The 19,785-nt window shown below is 63.2% G+C and carries 15 protein-coding genes; 2 read left to right on the top strand and 13 right to left on the bottom strand.

The features are described 5' to 3' along the window. Window positions 1-8: 8 nt before the first annotated feature. From ACRCUN_RS23520 to ACRCUN_RS23505, 4 genes are all read right to left on the bottom strand, one after another. The gene (locus tag ACRCUN_RS23520) at window positions 9-1,919 is read right to left on the bottom strand and encodes an AAA family ATPase (protein WP_462144028.1); all 1,911 of its coding nucleotides are present in this window, start codon (window positions 1,917-1,919) and stop codon (window positions 9-11) included. Between the two features lie 34 nt (window positions 1,920-1,953). Further along, complete coding sequence (locus ACRCUN_RS23515) at window positions 1,954-2,235, bottom strand: hypothetical protein (RefSeq protein ID WP_462144027.1); 282 nt, start codon at window positions 2,233-2,235, stop codon at window positions 1,954-1,956. Between the two features lie 106 nt (window positions 2,236-2,341). Beyond that, window positions 2,342-3,334 (bottom strand): hypothetical protein, encoded by a 993-nt coding sequence (locus tag ACRCUN_RS23510; RefSeq protein ID WP_462144026.1) that lies wholly within the window; start codon window positions 3,332-3,334, stop codon window positions 2,342-2,344. Further along, a complete protein-coding gene (locus ACRCUN_RS23505; protein ID WP_462144025.1) occupies window positions 3,331-5,694 on the bottom strand; it encodes a hypothetical protein in 2,364 nt (787 codons plus the stop codon). The genes ACRCUN_RS23510 and ACRCUN_RS23505 overlap by 4 nt, the downstream gene beginning before the upstream one ends. Window positions 5,695-6,107: 413 nt before the next feature. Here ACRCUN_RS23505 and ACRCUN_RS23500 point away from each other — a divergent pair, with 413 nt between their 5' ends. Together ACRCUN_RS23500 and ACRCUN_RS23495 are read left to right on the top strand one after the other, a co-directional pair. Further along, window positions 6,108-6,824, top strand: coding sequence for a ubiquinone/menaquinone biosynthesis methyltransferase (locus ACRCUN_RS23500; RefSeq protein WP_462144024.1), 717 nt, complete (start codon window positions 6,108-6,110; stop codon window positions 6,822-6,824). A 70-nt stretch (window positions 6,825-6,894) separates the two neighbouring features. Continuing rightward, window positions 6,895-8,346: an APC family permease gene (locus ACRCUN_RS23495; RefSeq protein WP_462144023.1), complete on the top strand. Its 1,452-nt coding sequence runs from the start codon at window positions 6,895-6,897 to the stop codon at window positions 8,344-8,346. 87 nt (window positions 8,347-8,433) lie between these two features. Here the strand turns inward: ACRCUN_RS23495 and ACRCUN_RS23490 are convergent, their stop codons facing one another. The 9 genes from ACRCUN_RS23490 to ACRCUN_RS23450 form a co-directional block, all read right to left on the bottom strand. Beyond that, the gene (locus tag ACRCUN_RS23490) at window positions 8,434-9,873 is read right to left on the bottom strand and encodes an NAD(P)/FAD-dependent oxidoreductase (protein ID WP_462144022.1); all 1,440 of its coding nucleotides are present in this window, start codon (window positions 9,871-9,873) and stop codon (window positions 8,434-8,436) included. Beyond that, complete coding sequence (locus ACRCUN_RS23485) at window positions 9,870-11,156, bottom strand: oxygenase MpaB family protein (RefSeq protein ID WP_462144021.1); 1,287 nt, start codon at window positions 11,154-11,156, stop codon at window positions 9,870-9,872. Before ACRCUN_RS23485 ends, ACRCUN_RS23490 begins: the two co-directional genes overlap by 4 nt. Window positions 11,157-11,233: 77 nt before the next feature. Beyond that, complete coding sequence (locus tag ACRCUN_RS23480; RefSeq protein WP_462144020.1) at window positions 11,234-11,572, bottom strand: hypothetical protein; 339 nt, start codon at window positions 11,570-11,572, stop codon at window positions 11,234-11,236. A gap of 22 nt (window positions 11,573-11,594) precedes the next feature. Further along, a complete protein-coding gene (locus tag ACRCUN_RS23475; protein WP_462144019.1) occupies window positions 11,595-13,142 on the bottom strand; it encodes an AfsR/SARP family transcriptional regulator in 1,548 nt (515 codons plus the stop codon). Continuing rightward, window positions 13,093-13,416 carry a YbaB/EbfC family nucleoid-associated protein gene (locus ACRCUN_RS23470; RefSeq protein WP_462144018.1) on the bottom strand — a complete coding sequence of 108 codons (324 nt, stop codon included), beginning with the start codon at window positions 13,414-13,416 and terminating at the stop codon, window positions 13,093-13,095. Before ACRCUN_RS23470 ends, ACRCUN_RS23475 begins: the two co-directional genes overlap by 50 nt. Next, window positions 13,413-14,201: a hypothetical protein gene (locus ACRCUN_RS23465; RefSeq protein WP_462144017.1), complete on the bottom strand. Its 789-nt coding sequence runs from the start codon at window positions 14,199-14,201 to the stop codon at window positions 13,413-13,415. Before ACRCUN_RS23465 ends, ACRCUN_RS23470 begins: the two co-directional genes overlap by 4 nt. Before the next feature lie 39 nt (window positions 14,202-14,240). Beyond that, window positions 14,241-16,439, bottom strand: coding sequence for a hypothetical protein (locus ACRCUN_RS23460; RefSeq protein WP_462144016.1), 2,199 nt, complete (start codon window positions 16,437-16,439; stop codon window positions 14,241-14,243). Between the two features lie 144 nt (window positions 16,440-16,583). Further along, window positions 16,584-17,657, bottom strand: coding sequence for a C40 family peptidase (locus tag ACRCUN_RS23455; RefSeq protein ID WP_462144015.1), 1,074 nt, complete (start codon window positions 17,655-17,657; stop codon window positions 16,584-16,586). An 88-nt stretch (window positions 17,658-17,745) separates the two neighbouring features. Beyond that, window positions 17,746-19,782 carry an FtsK/SpoIIIE domain-containing protein gene (locus ACRCUN_RS23450; protein ID WP_462144014.1) on the bottom strand — a complete coding sequence of 679 codons (2,037 nt, stop codon included), beginning with the start codon at window positions 19,780-19,782 and terminating at the stop codon, window positions 17,746-17,748. Window positions 19,783-19,785: the final 3 nt, after the last annotated feature.

Here is a 19,785-nt window from a genome sequence, read left to right as displayed (position 1 = left end):
CCCTCTCTCTACCAGGCCAGCGGGACGCGTTGAGCCTCACAGGCTTCCCGAACCGCCGCAGCCACCTCGGCGGGTTCGATGGTCACCAGCTGTTCTTTTGTCATCGACTGAAAATCCATGTGCCGCAGTCGATCATCTCGAATTTCGGCGGCCTTCTCGGTTATGGTCCGGATGAACCGGGCATTGCCTGCCATGTTCATCGCAGGGACCATTCGGGGCTCACCAAGCGCATCCTGGTCGGGCACAGTCAGCGTGACCAGTTTGCGAACATGCTCAAGCAGCATGTCGCGGCCGGCTGCCGAGAACAGTGAGGAGTTGTCAGCGGCCATCCGGTCGGCGATCAACGCCAACTCCTCGGCGGAGTACGGCGGAAACTGGATGCGAGTGGTGAACCGGGACGGCAGGCCTTCGTTCATGGTGAGGAACCGGTCGATGTCGGCGTCGTAACCCGCGATCACGACGACCAGTTTCTTGGCCGGATCGGTGGCCCGGCGTTCGTTGTCCATTCGAGCCAGCAGGGTCGTGACTGCCGCCTCGCCGTACGCGTCACCCTCGGCGTAACCCTTGCCGTACAACGCGTAAGCCTCGTCGATGAACAGCAGGCCACCGAGCGCCCGGTCGATCACGGTGTTGGTCTTCGCCTCCGACTTGCCGAGGTACTCGCCGACCAAATCCGCCCGGCGCACTTCCTCGACTTCCGGCCGGGCGATGATGCCCAGCCCGAACAGCAGTTTGGCGAGTACCCGCGCCATGGTGGTCTTGCCGGTTCCGGGCGGGCCGGAGAAGATGAACGACAGCGCAAGATCTTTCGTCGGAATTCCCATTTCGGCGCGTTTCTGGGCGAGCAGCATGCTCGATTCCAGACGCCGGATCTGGGTCTTGACCGCTTCCATCCCGATCTGTTTGTCCAGTTCGGCCATGGCTTCGGCGCGGATCTTCTCTCGACGGTTCTCCCGCTGCTCGGATTCCAACTGAACAGCCGAGCGTCCCGAACCCGGATCCCAGATGTCGCCGCGCGTCGCCAGGGATTCGGCCGTGACAATTTCGATCTGTGCATCCGGTTCGTCGATGGCCGCGATGACGTCGGCGTGATTGACGACTGCGCGAAGTTCCCGGAAGGCCTGCATGGCTTCTTCGCGACGCCCCAGCGCGCGCATCGCGTAGCCCCTTGCCAACTGAAGACGCTGGTAGACCTCCGCGGGCAGATTGTCCCGGCTCAGTCCGTTGTCGGCCCACCACTCCGTTTGCGCGGCGTTTCCGGTACCCAGCAGAGCCCACGCTTTCCAGAGCAGCATTCCCAGGTTCAAGTAGTCGACGAACTGCCGGCGCCGAGCCATCTCGGCGTCACTGACCGCTGGGTCGGTTTCCAGGCTGCGCCAACGGTGTTGCTGCTCGAATGCCAGAACATCGGGCCATCGCCGGGCCAATCCCAAAAGGCACAACCGCACGTAGTCGAGCAGGTCCACGTCCATGATGTCGCCGGACTGCAGGCTCGACTTCCGCAGCTGACGTTCGATCACCTCGGCAGCCGCGGCCAACTGTGGCTCATCAGCCTCGGCCAACGCCACTGCGTGGGCGATCGAAAGGTGGACCTCGGTGTGAGTCGGTAGCTGTAAACCAAACGCGCCCAGAGTCATTGTCGTGACGGCGCCGAGTTGGTCCGGCGTCATACGACCGTTGCGGCCAGACACCGATCGCAAGGCGAGCCCGAGGTTGCGCCTGGACTCATATGCGCCACCGGTGACTTCGAGGGTGCGGTTGCCGGTGGCCATCCAGCCCAACCACGCATCACACATCATCGGGTCGGCCCGTACCGCTTGCGTGAAAGCTTCTGCGGCGCGGTCTGATTCACCGTTGCGCAGATGCCGCAAACCCATCGTGAATACGTCCAACGGTCTGGCGACGCCAACAGTTGTCATCTCAACTCATCTCACGAAGACCGGGGGATCGGCGTCATGCCGCGTTGGTGACGGGTTTCGTGGGCCGCGATCTGCGCCGACCCTCTACGAAGATCTGCCCGCCGGCCACGCCGGTGTAGCGCTCACTGGCGGCCTGTTCCTCGCATGCGACGCGAATCGGACATCCGCCGCAGAAGACCTGGGCTTCAGCCAACGCCGCACGTGCCTGGGCTCTACTGCCCGTGGTGAACACCTCGGCAGCCGATTGCTCCCAGCGCACGATCGTGTCGCGGTGGCGGCCGCAGTTCGGTGGGGCCAGGTAATTCGCGGCCGTCAACTCTGCCCTCCCCGTACCTCAGGTCGATGACCCGTCCAGGATAGACCGCATGCGGAAAAGTTACCAATCATGGTGAATTTCTGGGCGCAGGCTCGGCGTCTGTAGGTCAGTTCGCGGTCTTGGCCCCACCGAAGGGCGGCGTTCCGGTCTGGATATCGGGCACCGAGCCGAAATTCTGTTCCACGCCCACCGGCGGCTCGAAAACCCTGCGGTCCGGAAAGATCCGGGTGTCGCGCCCGATGCCCGAACCGGTCGACGCCGACCCGCCCATGGGATGCATCGGCATCATCGGGGGCATCATCGGCAGCCGACTGGCAGCCGATGCGGCGGTCGTCACGCCGGATGATGCGGTTGGAATCGCGGTCGGCGACAGCACAGTCGATGCAGTGGTCGGTGTAACAGCCGGGCCAGTGAACCCAGCCGGCAGCGTCTCGCCGACTCCTGTCTCGAATCCACCGGAGCCGAGGTCGCCGCCGGTGTCGAGATCGCCCCAGTCTCGACCGGTGTCGAATTCGGCGGCGGGAGCATCGTGCGCAGCGTTCGACGCCAACTGGCCAAGCATCTGCCCACCTTGCCCGACCATTTGCCCGAGCTGCTGTGAAAACTGACTCAACTGCTGGCTGAGCTGCTGCACAAGCTGGGCGCCGATCTGTACCCCCAGGCCAGCCAATTGTGCCGCCTGATCCTCCATCAGCATTTGCTGCGCCAGCTGGCGAGCCTCGTCGTCGATCGATTCCGGATCGAGCAGTTCGTCCTCCGCGGGGCCGCCGGGTTCATCTGGTGCCCCCTCGGCTACGGGTTCACCGAACCTCGAACCGCCCTGCTGGTCCTGCATTTCGACGGCCGCGATCGACGCGACCGTGGACTCGCCCAAGGTTTCTGACTGGCTGGTGACGAACGCCGGCGCGCTTGCCAATCCACCATGCAGTGCTTGCATGGCCGCCGAGATGAGTTGACCGACGGGGCTGGTCGCCGGTGTCGCTGACAGCGCGCTGTCGACGCCCTGCGCGAGCTGCGCACCGGCTGTCTCACCGAGCGAGCGCATGGCGTGCCCGAGATCGCGTTCGGCAGCTGGCTCCATCTCGAGCAGAGGCTTCATGGTGTCACCATTCCTTTCGCCGCGCCGAGTTCCATCAGCATCGACCAGCTGTAGAGCGCATCCTCAAGCGCTTGCCGGGCATCGGGCTCACACAACGCGAAAACGGCCTCGCAGGCATAGGCAGCGATCAGAAGCTCTCGGCACCGGCCTCCTCCGGTGTCGACTTCTCCCACGGGAATGTCGCGCACATCCAGCCGCAGCGCACGTTCCATCGAGCGAAGCTGATCGTGTTCTTCGGCCAGTTGCTGCCAGGAAAGTCCGGCTGACCGGTGGGGCCAGATCGCTTGAGGCTGTGCGGCGATGAAGTCGACGATTGTGCGGGCCTTACCGCGCACTCCTGCGCGGTGCACGGCATCGTGCGCAAGCCACAGTGCTTGTTTGCGCTGTTGTTCGGGCTCGGTGAGGCTGGCGGCCGCCTCGAGGTGTTGTGTGCGCACCCCGAACGCCATCCGCGAGACCGTGGTGACCTGCGAACGCACGGCACGAGAGACACGGACGAAGGCGAACGGGATTTCAACGGCAACCGCCGGTGTGTTCCCTGCCGAGGACACCAGCGCTGTCAGGCTGGCGCCGGGAATCGCTGCCGCGTGTTCGATGATGACCCGGGCGGGGTCGCGCAGCCCTTCCCAGCGCGCACAGTCCGGGTGAGTCCACGGCGTGATGACGTCCGCAGGCAGGCGGGCGTTTCTCGGAAACCAGGATCGCCCCCGATCGGTGGTGACGACTACCTGACGCCGCGCATCGGTGACGAGCATGCCTGCGGCCCAACAGACTTCGTCACCGCCGCCGGCCGACTCCAGGACCCATTGCAGCGCGGCCAGATCGGGGTCGGGCGCCGGCACCTCACCGCCTGTCCACCGCCCGCCGAAAGGCGCGATGAAGATGCCCGCCGCGTCGTCGAAAACACGCGCTGCCGGTACCGGAGGTATGACGGGCGCCGTCGCCGAGGCTTGGCCGGTGGCCGCCGAATTGTTCGACTGCGACTGTGGTGCCGCCGCAGGTGGGATCTGCGCGGCACCTACCTGAGGCTGCGCCGGAGTGGCTGTACCGGCCGACGGCATCGAGGCAACCATCGGAGCCGCTGAAGCGACCGGCACCGCAGCAGGGGGTACGGCCACCGTCGACGGCGCGGGCGCAAATGCCGAGCCGGTCACCGGAGAGACAGGCGAGACCGGTGGAGCGACCGGAGCGGCGCTCGAAATCGCCACCGGTTGGGCCACGGCGGTGGTCGCAGCCGCCGCGGCCAGTGCATTCGCCGCGGCGGCGACCGGTGTGCCCGTATTGGGAAGGCCTGGCACACCAACTCCCACCGGTCCGGATTCGTAAATCGCATCAGCCCTTGTCAATCCGGCCGATGAAGGTGGGCTCGGCGTCGACGACGGCGCACCATCTGTATGGCCACCATCAGCACCTCTCCCTGGCATCGAAGTACTGGACGATGGCTGATGTGCCGACGTCACATCGGTGGTTGCACTCGAGGTCGGAGTCGTCTCGAGCGCAGGCCTGTTGCCTGCCGTGGGTGAGACTGAGCTTGCCGGGTTGTCACTGCCCGTAGGCGCGGCACGGCCCGGTGCTCCCGCACCGTGGTCGACGCTCGTGCCCGCATCGGGGCTCGTGGGTGCCGACTGGCCAGGTGGCGACGCGCCCGAATCACTACCGGCCCCCGTCCCGCTGCCCCGCGTCGCGGGCACCCCGCCTGCCGTATCGCTCAAGGGCGTCCGCTGGCTGACCGGAACCGGACCTTCTTGCGTCGAAGGCACTTCACCCGCCGGTATCGTCCCGTCCCCGTTCCAATCGGTGCGATCGCCGACAAGCGAATCTCGTGCGGGCCCGCCGTTGCCATGGCCAGCCTGCCCCCCTGCCCACTCAGGTATGACAGCCAGGCCGGCCGCTGCCGCCGCGGAGATTGCGGCAATTTGCCCCTGCGCCTCAACGACGATGGCGCGAACCATCGCCCGGGGATCCTGACCGGATGCGGCGAGAGCCACTTCGTTGACCTCGATCGCCTGAATTCCGGCCTCAGCAGCCCAGACGACACTCGCCATCTCGGTCAACATTGCGTTGAGCGTCGCGGCCCAAGCAGCCAGCAGTCCGGATACTTGGCCCACCTGGGATCCGATGTCGCCGACCCGGACGAAGTAGTTTCGCCACGTGCTCGACATCGCGGTCACCAAGTTGCCACTGCCGTGTCCCAGCATCTGCTGAGACTTCATCTGTCCGTCGAGCGATGTGTTGTCCATGTCGGCGGCCAGTCCGGCCAACGCCAGAGACCGGTCCGACAGCTGGCCGGGTGTGAGGGCGTGTTCCCAGTAGGGGCCCAGGATCGCATCAGCGTGGGGCGTCACCGGTTTCTCGATCATCACACTCCCCGGGAATCTCCTCGAATGGTGCGGGCGGAAATTCTGGGCAACAGGCGCGGCCATCAAGCCGCCGGTCCCGCACTTTCGGCATCATCGCACATTCACGAAAACAACTCGACCCCAACAAGTCCGAAGCGCCACGCCCGACGCTGCAACACTGAAGGAGGTTTCCGTCGAACCGGCGAGAGATGGTGGATAACTGTCTGCGTCGCGGTGGCTTTGCATCATCGTTCCTCGTCCGCGCAAGACGACGACCGACATTCTGCACAGTACGACGGAATCGACTGGAAATACGCTTCATTCCGTCGCGTGGACACTATTTCGACGGCCGCGTAATCTCGCCGTTCGCAGGTGAGTTCTGCGTCATATTTCTGGGGTACCGTGTCGAAACACATTGGAGGGAACGGTGGTTCATGGCCAGAGCGAACTTGGATAAGAATGCCGTTGAAATTACAGGCATGTTCGACGAGGTTGCCGCCGGATATGACCGCACCCGCGCCCGACTGTGGTGGGGTCGGATGAACGAGTGGGGTCGACAGATGGCTCGAGCGACCGATGCCGGCCCGGGGCGGCACATACTCGACGTTGCCGCGGGAACCGGAACGTCAACCGAAATTCTGGCGCGCCACGGTGCCAGTGTGGTCGCCTGCGACATCTCAGCAGGCATGCTCGCGATCTGCAATCGTCGCCACCCGGACCTTCCTACGAAGGTTGCCGACGCTCATCGACTTCCGTTCGAGCCCGACAGCTTCGACGCGGTAACGATCTCTTTCGGGTTGCGCAACATGGCACAACCCTCCGTCGTATTGGGCGAGATGCTCAGAGTCGTTCGCCCCGGTGGAAGGTTGACCGTCTGTGAGTTCAGTCTTCCTCCTGCTCGACTGCCCCGACTGCTTTTCCGAAACTATCTGCGCCATGTGGTGCCGTGGATCGGAAAACGCGTCAGCAGCAATCCCGAGGCATATTGCTATCTAGCCGATTCGATCCAAGAGTGGCCCGCTCCTGAGGTTCTCGGCCACTGGATCAGAAAGGCAGGCTGGTCGGACGTCACCTGGCGGGCGCTCGACGCGGGTGTGGTTCATCTGCACACCGCAGTCGCGCCTTCTACACCGTCCGATTCCGGTTCGTAACGACGTCCTCATCGAGGGCTGCACCGGCGTAAGCGTTGTGCCGGTATTGAACTATTTGAGTGGAGAATTGATGACCGAAACGAAAGTGCTTGACGAAAATCTCGTCAAGGGAGGCGACGAGCAAGAGCCCGGATTGAAAAGGGTCATGGGCCCCGGCCTGCTGTTGCTCTTCGTCATCGGCGACATACTGGGCACCGGCGTGTACGCGCTTACCGGTGATGTGGCCGCAGAAGTCGGTGGAGCGGCATGGTTGCCGTTCCTGGTTGCCTTCATGATCGCCACCATAACCGCGTTCAGCTACCTCGAGCTGGTGACGAAGTATCCCCAGGCTGCCGGAGCTGCACTGTATGCGCACAAGGCATTCGGCATTCAGTTCGTGACATTCTTGGTGGCATTCGTGGTGATGTGTTCGGGGATCACGTCCGCCTCGACCGCATCACGGTTCTTCGCGGCAAATCTGCTCAAGGGCTTCGACTTGTCCTGGGGTACGGCTGGTGTGGTCACCATCGCATTGCTCTTCATGCTGCTGCTGGCTTTGGTCAACCTGCGCGGAGTCGGGGAAAGCGTGAAGCTCAACGTCGGACTCACCATCATCGAGGCCACCGGATTGATGCTCGTGCTCTTCGTCGGGCTGTGGGCGTTCACCCGCGGAGGCGACATCGATTTCGCTCGTGTAGTCGCATTCGAAACCGACTCCGAGAAGGGCGCTTTCCTCGCGGTGACCGCCGCGACGTCGCTTGCGTTTTTTGCGATGGTTGGATTCGAAGACTCGGTGAACATGGCCGAGGAGACGAAAGATCCGGTCAAGACTTTCCCCAAGGTGCTGCTGACCGGCCTGTCCATCGCCGGCATCGTCTACATCCTGGTGGCCATCGTGGCGGTCGCGCTCGTACCCGTCGGCACGCTCGCCGCGAGCGATACCCCGTTGGTGGAGGTGGTCAAGGCCGGTGCACCGAACCTGCCGATCGAGGACATCTTTCCGTTCATATCGATGTTCGCGGTGTCGAACACCGCATTGATCAACATGTTGATGGCCAGTCGGCTGATCTACGGTATGGCGCGCCAGCACGTGTTGCCGCCGGTGCTGGGCACGGTACATTCGAAGCGCCAAACTCCCTGGATCGCCATCGTATTCACGACGCTGATCGCCTTCGGCTTGATCATCTACGTGAGCGTATTCGCCACCAGCAACGCGATATCCGTTCTGGGTGGCACGACGTCCCTCTTACTGCTCGCGGTCTTTGCGGTTGTCAACGTCGCGGTGCTGGTCCTGCGGCGCGACGTACGTGACAAGGGTTCGCATTTCAAGACGCCCACCGTGCTGCCGGTGTTCGGCCTGATAGCGTCGCTCTATCTGGTGTCGCCGCTATCCGGACGACCGATGCAGCAGTATGTCGTTGCGCTGGTGCTCGTCGGGATCGGCATCGTGCTGTTCGGAATCACAATGCTGATCAACCGCCAGCTCGGAATCCGGAACCCGGTGATCACGGATCCGACGAAGTTGGGCGCGCCGCCAGAGTAGGTCCGGCCACTCAGAGCGCCTTCCGCCCCGTGCCTGGACGAAGCCAGCACGGGGCGGAGCTTTGTCGGCGGTCCTGGCCCACGCCGCTCAAGGAGTTGGAACGTTGTCCGCGAATTCTTTTGGCGACGTGCTCCCGGCCTGACATGGAGAGGTCACGAGCTCTCGTTCGACCAGTACGTCGTTCTGTCTGCGGGTGACGCTGTTGATGATCGAGATGATCGTGTGCGCACGCAGCAGACTCGCCGGTCCGGCGAGCATATGGGCGAGCTTGAGGAAGCCGACGTACTGCTCGCGATCTGCGGGCACCGAGTTCGTGTAGGTATTCAGTAGGGTACGCACAATCGCGTTGACAGACAGCCGCTTTCCCTTGGCCAGCCACGCCCGATCGCCTGCAGTCGACCAGATCCAGGGCCATCTGATGAGTTGCATCTGACGTGCCTGGAAGGAACGCAACGCTTGGTGTGGTGCAGTTCGACCGCGGTTGCCCAGGATCTCGCCAAGGAGTTGAGCCTCGCACGCCGCTACCGTGATTCCCTGCCCGTAAACGGGATTGAAGCAACACACGGCATCCCCGATGGCGATGAGTCCCGCAGGCCAGTTCCTCAGTCGGTGGTACTCGTATCGCCGGTTGGCGGTGGCGCCGTACCGGTAAATGGATGAGATGGGCGTCAGCATGCTGAGAATGTTGGAGATCCCGCTGTTCAGTGTGTCGGCGAACGCGAGGAATCCTTCCTCGTCGTTGGGCGGGTGGTCCCCCGCGGTGCCCTGAAGGGTGCACAGTAGCCGCTGTCCCTCGATACGCAGCGCAAAACAACCGCGCGTAGTGACTGACGCCTCGGTGAACTCGACCAACAGATCCCAATCGAACTCCACGCCGCTCGGGATGTCGAACATGCGCGTGGCGTAGGCGAGGTTGGCGTCGACGGTGACCTTGTCAGGTTGCGAATAGCCGAGCTGCTGAAGCCAGTCCGGCAGATGTGAGTTGCGGCCCGATGCGTCGACGACGAGGTCGGCATGGATCTCGGTAATCGGGGCGGGCGCGCGGACGCCATGTTCGTGAGTGATGACGCCGACGACTTGGCGCCCGCCCGGCGCGGTCAGCAGCCCCGTCACGACCACCCCGGTCCGGATCTCAACCTCCGGCAAGGCCATGACGCGCTCCCGGATGGCGGCCTCGAGTGCGGGTCTGCTGATCGACTGAATGTCGATACCTGTCTCGGTCGCCGGCGCCTGGCCACGCGAGAAGTGCAGCCGGGCACGCTGCCCGAAGTCGAAGGAGATGGCCCCTCGTTGTGAGAGCTCAGCTCCTATCCCCGGAAACAGACCTTCGGTGATCAGTCGGCTGCGAGCCAGCAGGAGGTGCGGATGCCTTGCTTGTGGTGTACCGCTGCGAAACTGGCCTTCTTCGATTCTGTCTCGCTCAAGTACTGTCACACGGTCGAAGTGATCGGCGAGAACCCTTGCCGCGAACATGCCCGCAATTCCCCCGCCGGTGACGATTGCGTGTTCGCCGCTGTACCGGGTCATACGGATGCCAGCTCTCGCTCGACGGACACTGGATGCCGCTCGCCGTCACGCGGCGCGTACGGCTCATCCACTCGGGCAAGGCCATCATGCCGGGAGTATGCGCGTTTCGCGGCGGTGGTCTGCATCGAATGAGTCATGGCGGTTCGCGCCCACATCCCGATGCGTTCCTGCAGTTGCGTCATTCCCGGCACCAGTCGCCGCGGGACCTCTGTTGCGCCGCGTGCGGTTGCTATCGCGATCACAGCAGCTTGGAACACCTTGTCATCGGGTAGACCGAGCCCGTCGCTGTTGACCTTGCCGAGGAGCAGACGGCTGTAGCCACAGAGCAATCCCGTCACACCCCACCGGGTAAGCCTCGGTAAGGTGCCTTTGCCGGAGCCGACGAGCATCGGTCCAATCGCCGCTTTCAGCGCATCCGCGAGCCGACGCGAATCCTCGTCCGGGTGGAACTCGTAGTCCGATTGAATCCACAGCAGCCGCCAGTTGTCCCGCTCATTCGTCGGCAGGATGTCGGGGTCGATGCCGAGGAGGTAGCCGACGTATCGCCACAGGTGGTACACGGCATCTTTCTCGCGGTCGGTGAAACGCAGGCCGAGGGCTTGCGAACCGACGATGTTGGCGAGGCCGAAAAGCATCAACGTTCCGGCAAGCGTCGACTGATTGACCGGCTCGTCCCACTCCTCGTGGTTCCAGTCGGGCCGCCGGCTCATGCCTGCACGCACCATCGCATGCATCAGACGCACTCGTAGAGTGCCGGTGAACCCGGGCTTGAATCGGTCAAGCGCTCCCGGAGTGGAGACATCCGACGCCCAGGCTGCGGTATCGGACAGTCGCTTCACTGCTTTGCGTTCCAGTTCACCGGTCCCCACAAGGGTTTTCGTAACCCGCGAAGCAAGGTAGCCGCCCATGAGGGCGAGCATGCCCAGTGAAGTCAGCCAGGTGATAGCGCCGGTGCGCCCGATAACCCGCGCAGCCAGTGCCAGTTTGTCCTGGTCGACCCAGTACGGCACGGCGTCCACCTGAGCGAAGAAGGCCACCAACTCCGGCGGTGGCGACTCCACTGCGTCGATGCCGTGCTCGACGGCCGTCTCGAACATCCGTCGGCCCTCACCGGCGGGAAGTCGCCGGAACATGTCGACGACTGCGTCCGCCAGCGGATCACCGAGCTGTGTGAAGCGCAGATACGCGTCGCGCTGCTGTCGAGTCGGCCGGAGGTTGCCTACACCAAGCATCCGAAGGCCAACGCCGACGGGGAATCCCGTCATGAAGGACGGGTCGGTCATCACATCTGACATTGGACGGTGCTCCTGAGTTTTGTGGGCCAGTTGCAAAACATGGGGTGATGCCGGGCGGCATCCGTTCACCGCAGCGTTTCTCGTTTGAATCGCTCATACTCCTCAGTTGTGGGGACCGAATCGAGGAGTTCGTACGTGCCGGCGCCGACCGTGTTGTCCGCGGCTTCGGCAGCCTCATCCATCTTTTCCCGAAGGGCGAGGCGTCCGCGCATGGATGCGACCGCCGCGACTTCCAGAATTTGTTGCGCCAGAATGCGTTCGTTGAAATATGACACGGCTTCGCTCAGGAAGACGCCGGTCGTGGCACCGCCGAATGCCGCCTTTACCCCGATGGTGCGCCGCGGATTGAACACTTGGTAGCTGCGCTGTTCGAAGGGAAGCTCGTTGTCGCTGGACCGTTTCACCGTGTTTCCGTTCTGTAGCTTGTCAGCGGGTGTGCGCCCGGCTGCGGGACATGAGGGCCCTTAGGCCGGGAGTCTGCGGTGTTCCGATTGCCTCCATGAGGTCGTAGACCAGGGCCGCACGGCCTTCGTCGCTGACCGTTTTCATAGCGACCTCCCAGAGGTCCTCGCGCACTCGATTCACCTGAAGTCCCAACCGCGCCGTGTGGTACGCGGACACGCTGTCGCCCGCAGTGGCTTGGCGGGTCGCCAGCTCGAGTGCCGTGTCAGCGCACAGATCGATCAGTCGGTCTTTGAGGAGAACCGCCGATCGCCATCGGTAGGCATCATCGGGGATGTCGGCGAATGGTGCACCGCGGATGAGTTTCACTGCAGCGTTGAGCTTTTCAGTACTCGCGACGGATACGTCGTGGCCGACCAACTGCTGGAACTCCTTCCAGTCGCAGTACAGGTCGACGTTCAGCAGATTGTGCGGGTCGGTCGTGATTGGGTCGGTACCACCGAACATCCGGCGGATCTGGGTCCGGAGCTGGCGGCGGTTGGGGGGTTTGATGTCGAGTATCTGATCCCACTCGGCAGTGGTCAGCCCGCCCGAGGTGGCCAGCGCCATCAGCGCCTCGACTGGTTTCCTGGCGCCCATCCGAGTGACAGCTCCGTGTAGGACATGCTCGCCGGTTTCCGCGTCTTCACCCAGCGCATACGTACTGCCGAGTGCATACAAACCTTGTGGCTTAGCGGGCGTCACGGGTGTCCTGTGCGTCGATTCGTCGGGGGGCTGTACATTCCCATCGGGAGTCACTGCGGCGGACAACGAAACCGCCAAGGCCGACCACGCATCATCGGTCAGGTGCAGATACCGCCACAGTGGCCAGTACCGATTGGCCACGTAGATTCCGGCCACCTCTCCGTCGAGGAGTAGTGCGTTGCCATGGGTATCGGGGTGCATGGAAACGGTGATGGGTGATCCGTCCAGCGGAGCCGCTGACGCAGTGGTGAAACATATGGTGGGAGACGAAACTTCAGGCTCGCCGACGTGCCTGATTCGACTACCGACCGGCAGTGCCACAGCCTCATCGTCGATGAGAACTTGCGCCTCGGGGGTTTTCGACAGCACCTGCATCAGCCAGGAGCGCATGATCGGCGTTGCCGCGCCATCGATGCCGACGGCCCGCGCGGCGGCAAGGTTGATAATGAGAAGCTCATTGCGAGAGGTGATTCCGGCGACGACATGATGCTCGGCGGTGGCACTGTGTGGCATCCTCGGCGGATCGAAGGCGTGCTGCCAGCCATTGGGCACTTCAATCCAGCCGCTTTCGGAAGGTGCCGCATCTGGACTGGTCGGATAGGCGGTTATGGTGCCGTCGCTGGTGTCGACTGTCGCCGCGATGACCGCCGCTGGGCCAAATGCGTCGGTGAGCATTCTTGCCACGTTCTTCAGTCCGCCGTGGCCGGCGAGCAGCCATCGGATCATCGCCTCGGCACGATGATTCACATCGCCGCGGCTCTCGGCCGGGCCAGAGATGTCAGGGGAGGTCGATGTCTGCAATGTCATGAGCCTGCCGGTAAAGCTCACTCGCTCGGTCGGCGACTTCCCTGCCGACTTCGGCAAGCAGTTCGGTGATCTCCTGCGCAATGGACGCCGGACTCTTCGTGTCGAGTACGCCGGGCTTGAGCCAGAGATCGGTCAGCTGTCCGGTGAGATCTACCTTGATCGCGATGTCGGCGTCTTTCGACATTCGCTCGCCGGTGATGGCCGACATCTTGTCGCGGTAGGTGTACAGGCGCTCAGTAAGAGCGTCGGCGCGATCCAGAGCACGCTGCACCTCGGGGTGGATGACAACGCTCATGCGCGGATGTCCGGTCGGAAGGACGCGGCGCCCGCGCTGTCTTGCGCTTGAGTGCCGACGACGGTGCTGCGCAGTGCGTACGCAGTTTGCGCGTTGCGGTCGGCGAATGCCGTTCCGGCCGCGAGCTTTTGCTCGAGGAAGCCCTTTACCGCAAGATAGGTGTTGTAGTTGACGAGGCCATGTGTGGCGAGGTAGCGCTCCGCGAAGTCGGGATCTGCCTTCGCCCAGTCCGCTACCTGGGATGCGTTCAGCTCATGTTCTCCGGCGAACTTCTCCAGTTCGGAGTAGTCGACCTCGTAGACACCATGGGACGCGGCGGGTGCGTCCTCGTCGGAGTTGGCCAGAAGCTTGTCCGATATGTCGCCACCCTCCTGGTCACCGCTGTCCGCGTTGTGAAGTACCGGAGGAAACCGGTTGCCGGGGTTGGGGATCCACACGCCGGGAGTGAGTTCCGTATACCCTCTTCCTGGGTCTGCCGTTCGGATCGCGGAAAGATCGAGCGGGATCTCCGGAGGAGAACCGTCGGCCAGTTCCGGCTGGGGTATCCAGACTCCCGGCCCCAGTTCCATATAGCCGTTGGGGCCGAGTTCTCCCGGGCTCGTCGTCTTGATCTCGGCAAGATCCACGAACTTGCCCGAAGATTCCGGTTCGAACGTACCGGGATGCATCTGATTCGTTCCTGGGCTCGGAACCCATACTCCGGGGCCGAGCTCTTGGTAACCGTACGGACCCAATTGGCCTGGCGGTTGCCTGACGATATCGGAATAGGCGAGAGGGAAGGCCATGGCTGCCTGTGTCCTTTCGTAGGTCGATGGTGGTCGATGTCAGGATTGGCCTGCGGCGATTCGTTCTTGTTTGGTGGTCCGCGTCGCCGGCGGTATCTCGGGTGACGCGGCGAACGGTGAGGGGGGCGCCGGCTGCGGCTCGGGAGATGACTCCGCGTCTGCACGCGATGCAGGTGCCGTCGACGGCCGTGGTGGTGAATCGTGTTGCCCGGTATCCGGTTTCTGCGGTTCTGGTTGCGACTGGTCAGCCGGTGGTGTGCCGGCTGTCGGTCCGTTGTCGTTGGGCGGTTCCGGGACACTGCTGGGCGGCGGTGTCGACGGGTCGATGAGCGGGGGAGCCGACGTGGGACTCGACAGGGTCGGATCGACTTCCCAAGGACGATAGAATCCGTGAAATCCCGTGCTGTCTTTGAGTGCCTCCGCGACAGTGACAACTTCGCCGGGCTGGCCGGGTACCGCAAGCAGTCCGGGTCCGACTGCGACCATCGTCTTGTCCTGCCACTTCGCGATGTCGCCGGCCTGCAGATCACTCGGGTCAACTTTGGCGCCGGGATTCTTGCCATCCGACGGGATTTCGACTCCGGTGTCCGCGTATGCCTTTTGAGCCGCGTCACCACTGCCGTCGTTGTCGGCAAGCGCATTACGTGCAGCTTCCGCCGCCTGCGCGTTAGGCGCTTCGATCTCGCGTCCGTCCGGCAGGGTTACTGTCGTCTTCGGCGCCGGTGTACCGGCCGCAACTGCCGAGACCGGCTGAGCCGTACCGTCGTTCTCTCCTGTGGCAGCAGCGTGAACGGCGGGAGCGTGCTGCGGACTCTGAGTGGGCGTGACAGGTGGCGCCAGCGGCTCGACCGCCTTGTCGCGCTCCTCGTCATCTTTCTCGTCATCCTCGTCGTCTTCGAGTCGGTCGATGGGCTTCGCGGACGCACCGATGGATGCACCGAGATTGCCCAGACCGCCCAGCCCCGACAGCGCTGATGACAGTGGATTGGTCAAACCCTGGCCGGCGGTGTTGGCCCAAGTGTTTGCACCAAGCCCGGCAGCCAGACTCGGCAGCAATCTGCTGACCAAATCATCAGCGTTCTTAGTTGTCGTGTTTCCGGTGGGGGTGACTGGGCTCGACGGGTATTGGCCCGTACCCATCGGAGATACGCCCGTCCCGTTGTCCATCGGAAACACGCTGGTGCCGTTGTTCAGTGGGACACCGCTATCGGACGGCCAGGAGGTGCCGGCCATATCACCCCCAGGGGTACCCGGGAGATCACGCACCGCCGCGGCCGCATCAGCGACCGTCTTCTTTGCGCTTTCGATCAGCCGCGTCTCAGCGGACAACAAATTGGTCCAGTCACCGTCAGCGAGCGTGGTCACCTTGGTGTTGAAATCCCTGATAGCCGAGTCAATAGCGCGCTTACCCTCGTTCCGGTCGAACTCGGAATCGGCGATCGCCTTGTTGAATGCTGTTACTGCATTGTTGAACTCGGCCGCGAGAACCAAGAACTGCGCTTTGACGGCGTCATAATTGTCGATGCCGCTGCCAGTGCCATGGTTGACGTTGAACGGAAACTCAGGTAGATCGCCGCCGACCGGCTGTCCCTTGCCGAACATCTGGTAGAGCTCTACCAGGATGGCCGTCATCTGATTGGGGATGTCAGGATCGGCTTTCGTCGCCCAATCCGGGTAGACCGGCTTCTCCATGTCGCCCGTATCGACCGGTGATGGCCCTACTTTGGGTGTTCCGCCATCTCCCGCCGCGCGGTCTCTATCGAAGTTAGGCGGCGGACTATCGACCTGCGGACCAATCTGATGGCCGTCCTTGTCGACGGGAAACCATTTGCCGTTCAGTTGGTGGTAGTCGGCAGGCGTTACCGGCACACCGACCGGCTTGCCGTCGGGTCCGCGCAATGCCACTGTGCCATCGTTGTTCTGAATCCACGTCTGGTCCGTGTCGGTATTGCGGTAGACAATGGTGCCGTCGGTCGGCAACCGCGTTCCGTCGCGGAACACCAAGTGGCGGTCTTCGGTATTGATATCGGTGTCGTAGCGAATATTGGGGTCGCCGAATGCGATACGGGCTTTCTCAAGCACCCGGTCCCAGTAGTCGTCGCCGGTACCGATATGCCACGATTGACCCGGCGGGCGCCAGCCAGGATCGAAACCGTTATTTTCGAGCGGGTTTTTTAATCCGAGGAGCGTAGGAATTTTGTCCCAATGCGTGAGTTCGTCGAACTTCCGCGCAGTCATCGTAGCCTCCGAGCGTCACGATCCGCGGGCACGTCACAACCGACGGTCACGGAGATCTCATGTTCACCAGAATTCGGCCCCGGCACCTCCCACATGGAGTGCGATACGTGACCGCGGCTCGGCTTCCCTACCGTCGTCCAGATTTCAGACAATTTGAGCCCCACGGGATTCCGCAGGTGTGATGATTCGCTTCACCACCGCGTCAGCTGGCATGGTGGATATCTTCACGACGTCGCCGGTCTGTGGAGCATGGACAACCTTTCCGTCGCCAAGGGCGATCTGTACATGCTCTGGACCGCGCCCGGTGAACCTGCTGAACACCAGATCACCAGGTTGAGCATCGGCCGGGCTGACCCGCTGCCCGAGGTTGATCTGGTCATAAGTGGTGCGCGGCAACGTCTGTCCGGTTTCCTGTGCATAGGCCCATTGGACAAGGCCGGAACAGTCGAAGCCGCCACCTGTCGGGCCTTTCGAATTGCCGCCACCCCACCTATAAGGCAGGCCCAAGGCCGTCAATGCCCGCTCGGCGACGTCTCGACCGGCCTCCGAGCCTCGCCCGCGGCTTGAGCCTGTTGTCATCGCCTTGGAGTAGCCGGGGTCGGCGGTTGACGCCAGGCCGCTCATCGCCTGCAGCGGCGAAGCTGCCGACATCATGGGTGCCGCCCCGCTGCCCAACGCTTGCGCACCGGAGCCGAGGGCGTTGGCGACTTGACCTGCTTGGCCGAGTCCGAGCATCGATGCTTTCGCCTGTTCGTAATAGCGCTGCGCCAGTGCATCAACCACGACCCGCCGAAGTTCGGCCTTCGACGGCTGCGGACGTACCGCCTCGGCGCCGTCTCCGACGGCGATCGCCTTGGCTTGCAGCACACCGAGCTGTCCCAGCGGGGTGCCCTCGACAGGCGCAAGTTGATTGCGTCGATCGACGTAATCGACACCGGCAGCAGTCAACGAATCGCGGGCCGCAGTGACATCAGCGACAGACTGGTTGATCACCGGAACCAGCGATGGATCGAGCGTCGCGAGTTCGGCGGCGATTTTGGCCTGGCCCGCACGATCATCGACCAGGGCGTCGATCACCTCCCCCAACCCGCTCGGCAGCACATCAAGCCGCCGCTGAACGCCGGCAGGCACCGTCGAAGGCGTCGGCGCCATCACCGGCTCGCCCTCGCCGAGAAGGTCCCGGAGCTGACCCAAGACGGCAACAACTTCGTCAGACAACGGAACCCTCCTTTCCCCATACAGGTGAATATTTCCACTATTGGTAAGTTTGGGCAATTCCTCCGCGCATCAAATGTGGGCCGTCACGTCACTCTTGGACCGTGCCGCGGCTGGGAAGCGAACCGAAGATCGAGTCGATACCCGGGTCGTCGACTTGCCGCCACGACGGCGCCCGATAACTGCGCGAGGTCGGGTCGTACTCCGGATGGTCGTCAGCCTTGAGCAGCGGCAGTGTCTGGTAATGACTGAACGGCTGCCGGAGACTGTCCGGCGGCATGATGACGCCCCGGTCGTAGAGGCATACCGAGGGCTTCAGGTCGGTGACGACATCCGCCTCCGCTGGGTCCAACGGCCGCAGCGGGTTCGGCATGTAGAACGCCTGCGCCAAAATGTCGCGTCCGGTCGCGGGGTCATACGCGAGGCCACGCTGCCGCACTGTGAGTGGTTGTGTCTCGCTGCAACTTTGGAACCGCAGACGACTGGCGAAGATCTTGTCGGCCGCGCCATCCAAGAACGCGAGATCGTCGCTCTGCGCCGTTGCCAAACAGTGCATACGCAGGTCACCGCCGCTGCGGAGCAGATCGGCCAGCTTGTCGAAGGTCGGACACCTTTGGGGCTCGCTTGGTTGCTTGGTGGCATCGTAGAACCGGTTCAAAGTGACTTCGAGATCAGCGAGGTCATCGATCACCAACAGCAACGGTTCTTTGCTGGACATGGCTTTTCGACTTCGCTTGTGAATCTCGCGCCGAGTCGTCATCTCCCGGTAGAGAACGTTCACGACGGCGATCGCCTCATGCGACTCGGTGAGTACCGACACGACGTTAGGGAAGTTGCGGTAGCCGACAAGCTCACCGGCTGTCACGTCGACGACGAAGATGCGCCATCCGAGCCGCGCGGCCGAGGCGATCAAGCTACGGATGGTAGAAGTCTTGCCGGATCCGGCCGGACCGACAATCAGACTGTGCGGATGATGCGCCGGCCGCCAAGAAACGACAGCGCTGTTGCTGTCGACCGCCAAGGGGATGGCGGCGGCATCGTAGAAGGCGCGCACATATTCGATTTCGCTCGCGGCCGGCACAATCGGCGGGAGGACGCGGGTCGGCAGTTCTCGGCGTAGTTCGAACACTGCGATCGCGTTGACGTGGTCCCAACGGGCAGCGCGCCAGTTGCCCGGCAGCAGCTCACCTATTTTGCGTTCGATCGTCTGTGGTCGGCTAGTACCGGCCAACTGCGCTGCGACCTTGTGTCGGACAGCGAAGCGGACGAGGTCGCCGCTCGTGCTGTAGTCGGTGTCGGTTACCGTCGCACCCTCGCCGAACAGGCTGACGTTGGAAATCTGTTGCCGTAACCGACGTACCACAGGCGGTTCGGTTATATCGCTGACGACGGTTGCCGCGATGAGTTGGTCGACGCTCGAGAAGTCCAAGCTGTAGTGCGCACCGGCGGCTTCGTCGAGGCGCTGGCTCAGCTTGTCGGTATGGAGCTCCTCTCGACGGCCACTGTAAGCGAGCATGATCGTCTTGGGCCGAGCGGGGCGGACGTCTGATGCCGCGTTCCACTCGGAGATCGCGACCACGCGGTATCGGGGCAGCGCGTCGAATCCCAGATACGGCAGAAGAGTTGATTCCAGCTCATTGAGGTACTGCACCTTGGTGCGGTGTGTTCGCAACCGTCCGCGCATCCAGTCGCCTACCACGACTGCTGCGATCGCCGCGAACGCCACAGCGAGATAGTCCGGCGTAAACGGGATGCCCAACAACGTGATACTGCCGAAGAGTCCGGCGCAAAGCGCCGCCACCGGTGCGAAGACCGGAGGCAGCGGACGTCGGTCATACGGGCGGTGCACCACCGGCGGCGCCAAAACCTGCACCACGGCAAGACCGGTAGTGATCACCGCAACGAGCACAGCCAGCAGGGCGACGGTCGTCACCGGGGTCGGCCCGACGCCGAGAGGTTCACCGGCCGGAACAGTGAACATCGGTGCAGTGCTGAAGTATTCGTTATGCAACGCCCAGGAGCTAATGTCGCCGACAGCGCGGCGCCAGGCCAGAACCACCAATAGGATCCCGGCGATCATCAGGATCACGATCGGGCGTCGATTGGCACGTTGCGGGTCGGCAGTCATGGC

The sequence above is a fragment of the Mycobacterium venezuelense genome (assembly GCF_054919535.1).
This window is presented reverse-complemented; position numbering and strand designations above follow the sequence as displayed.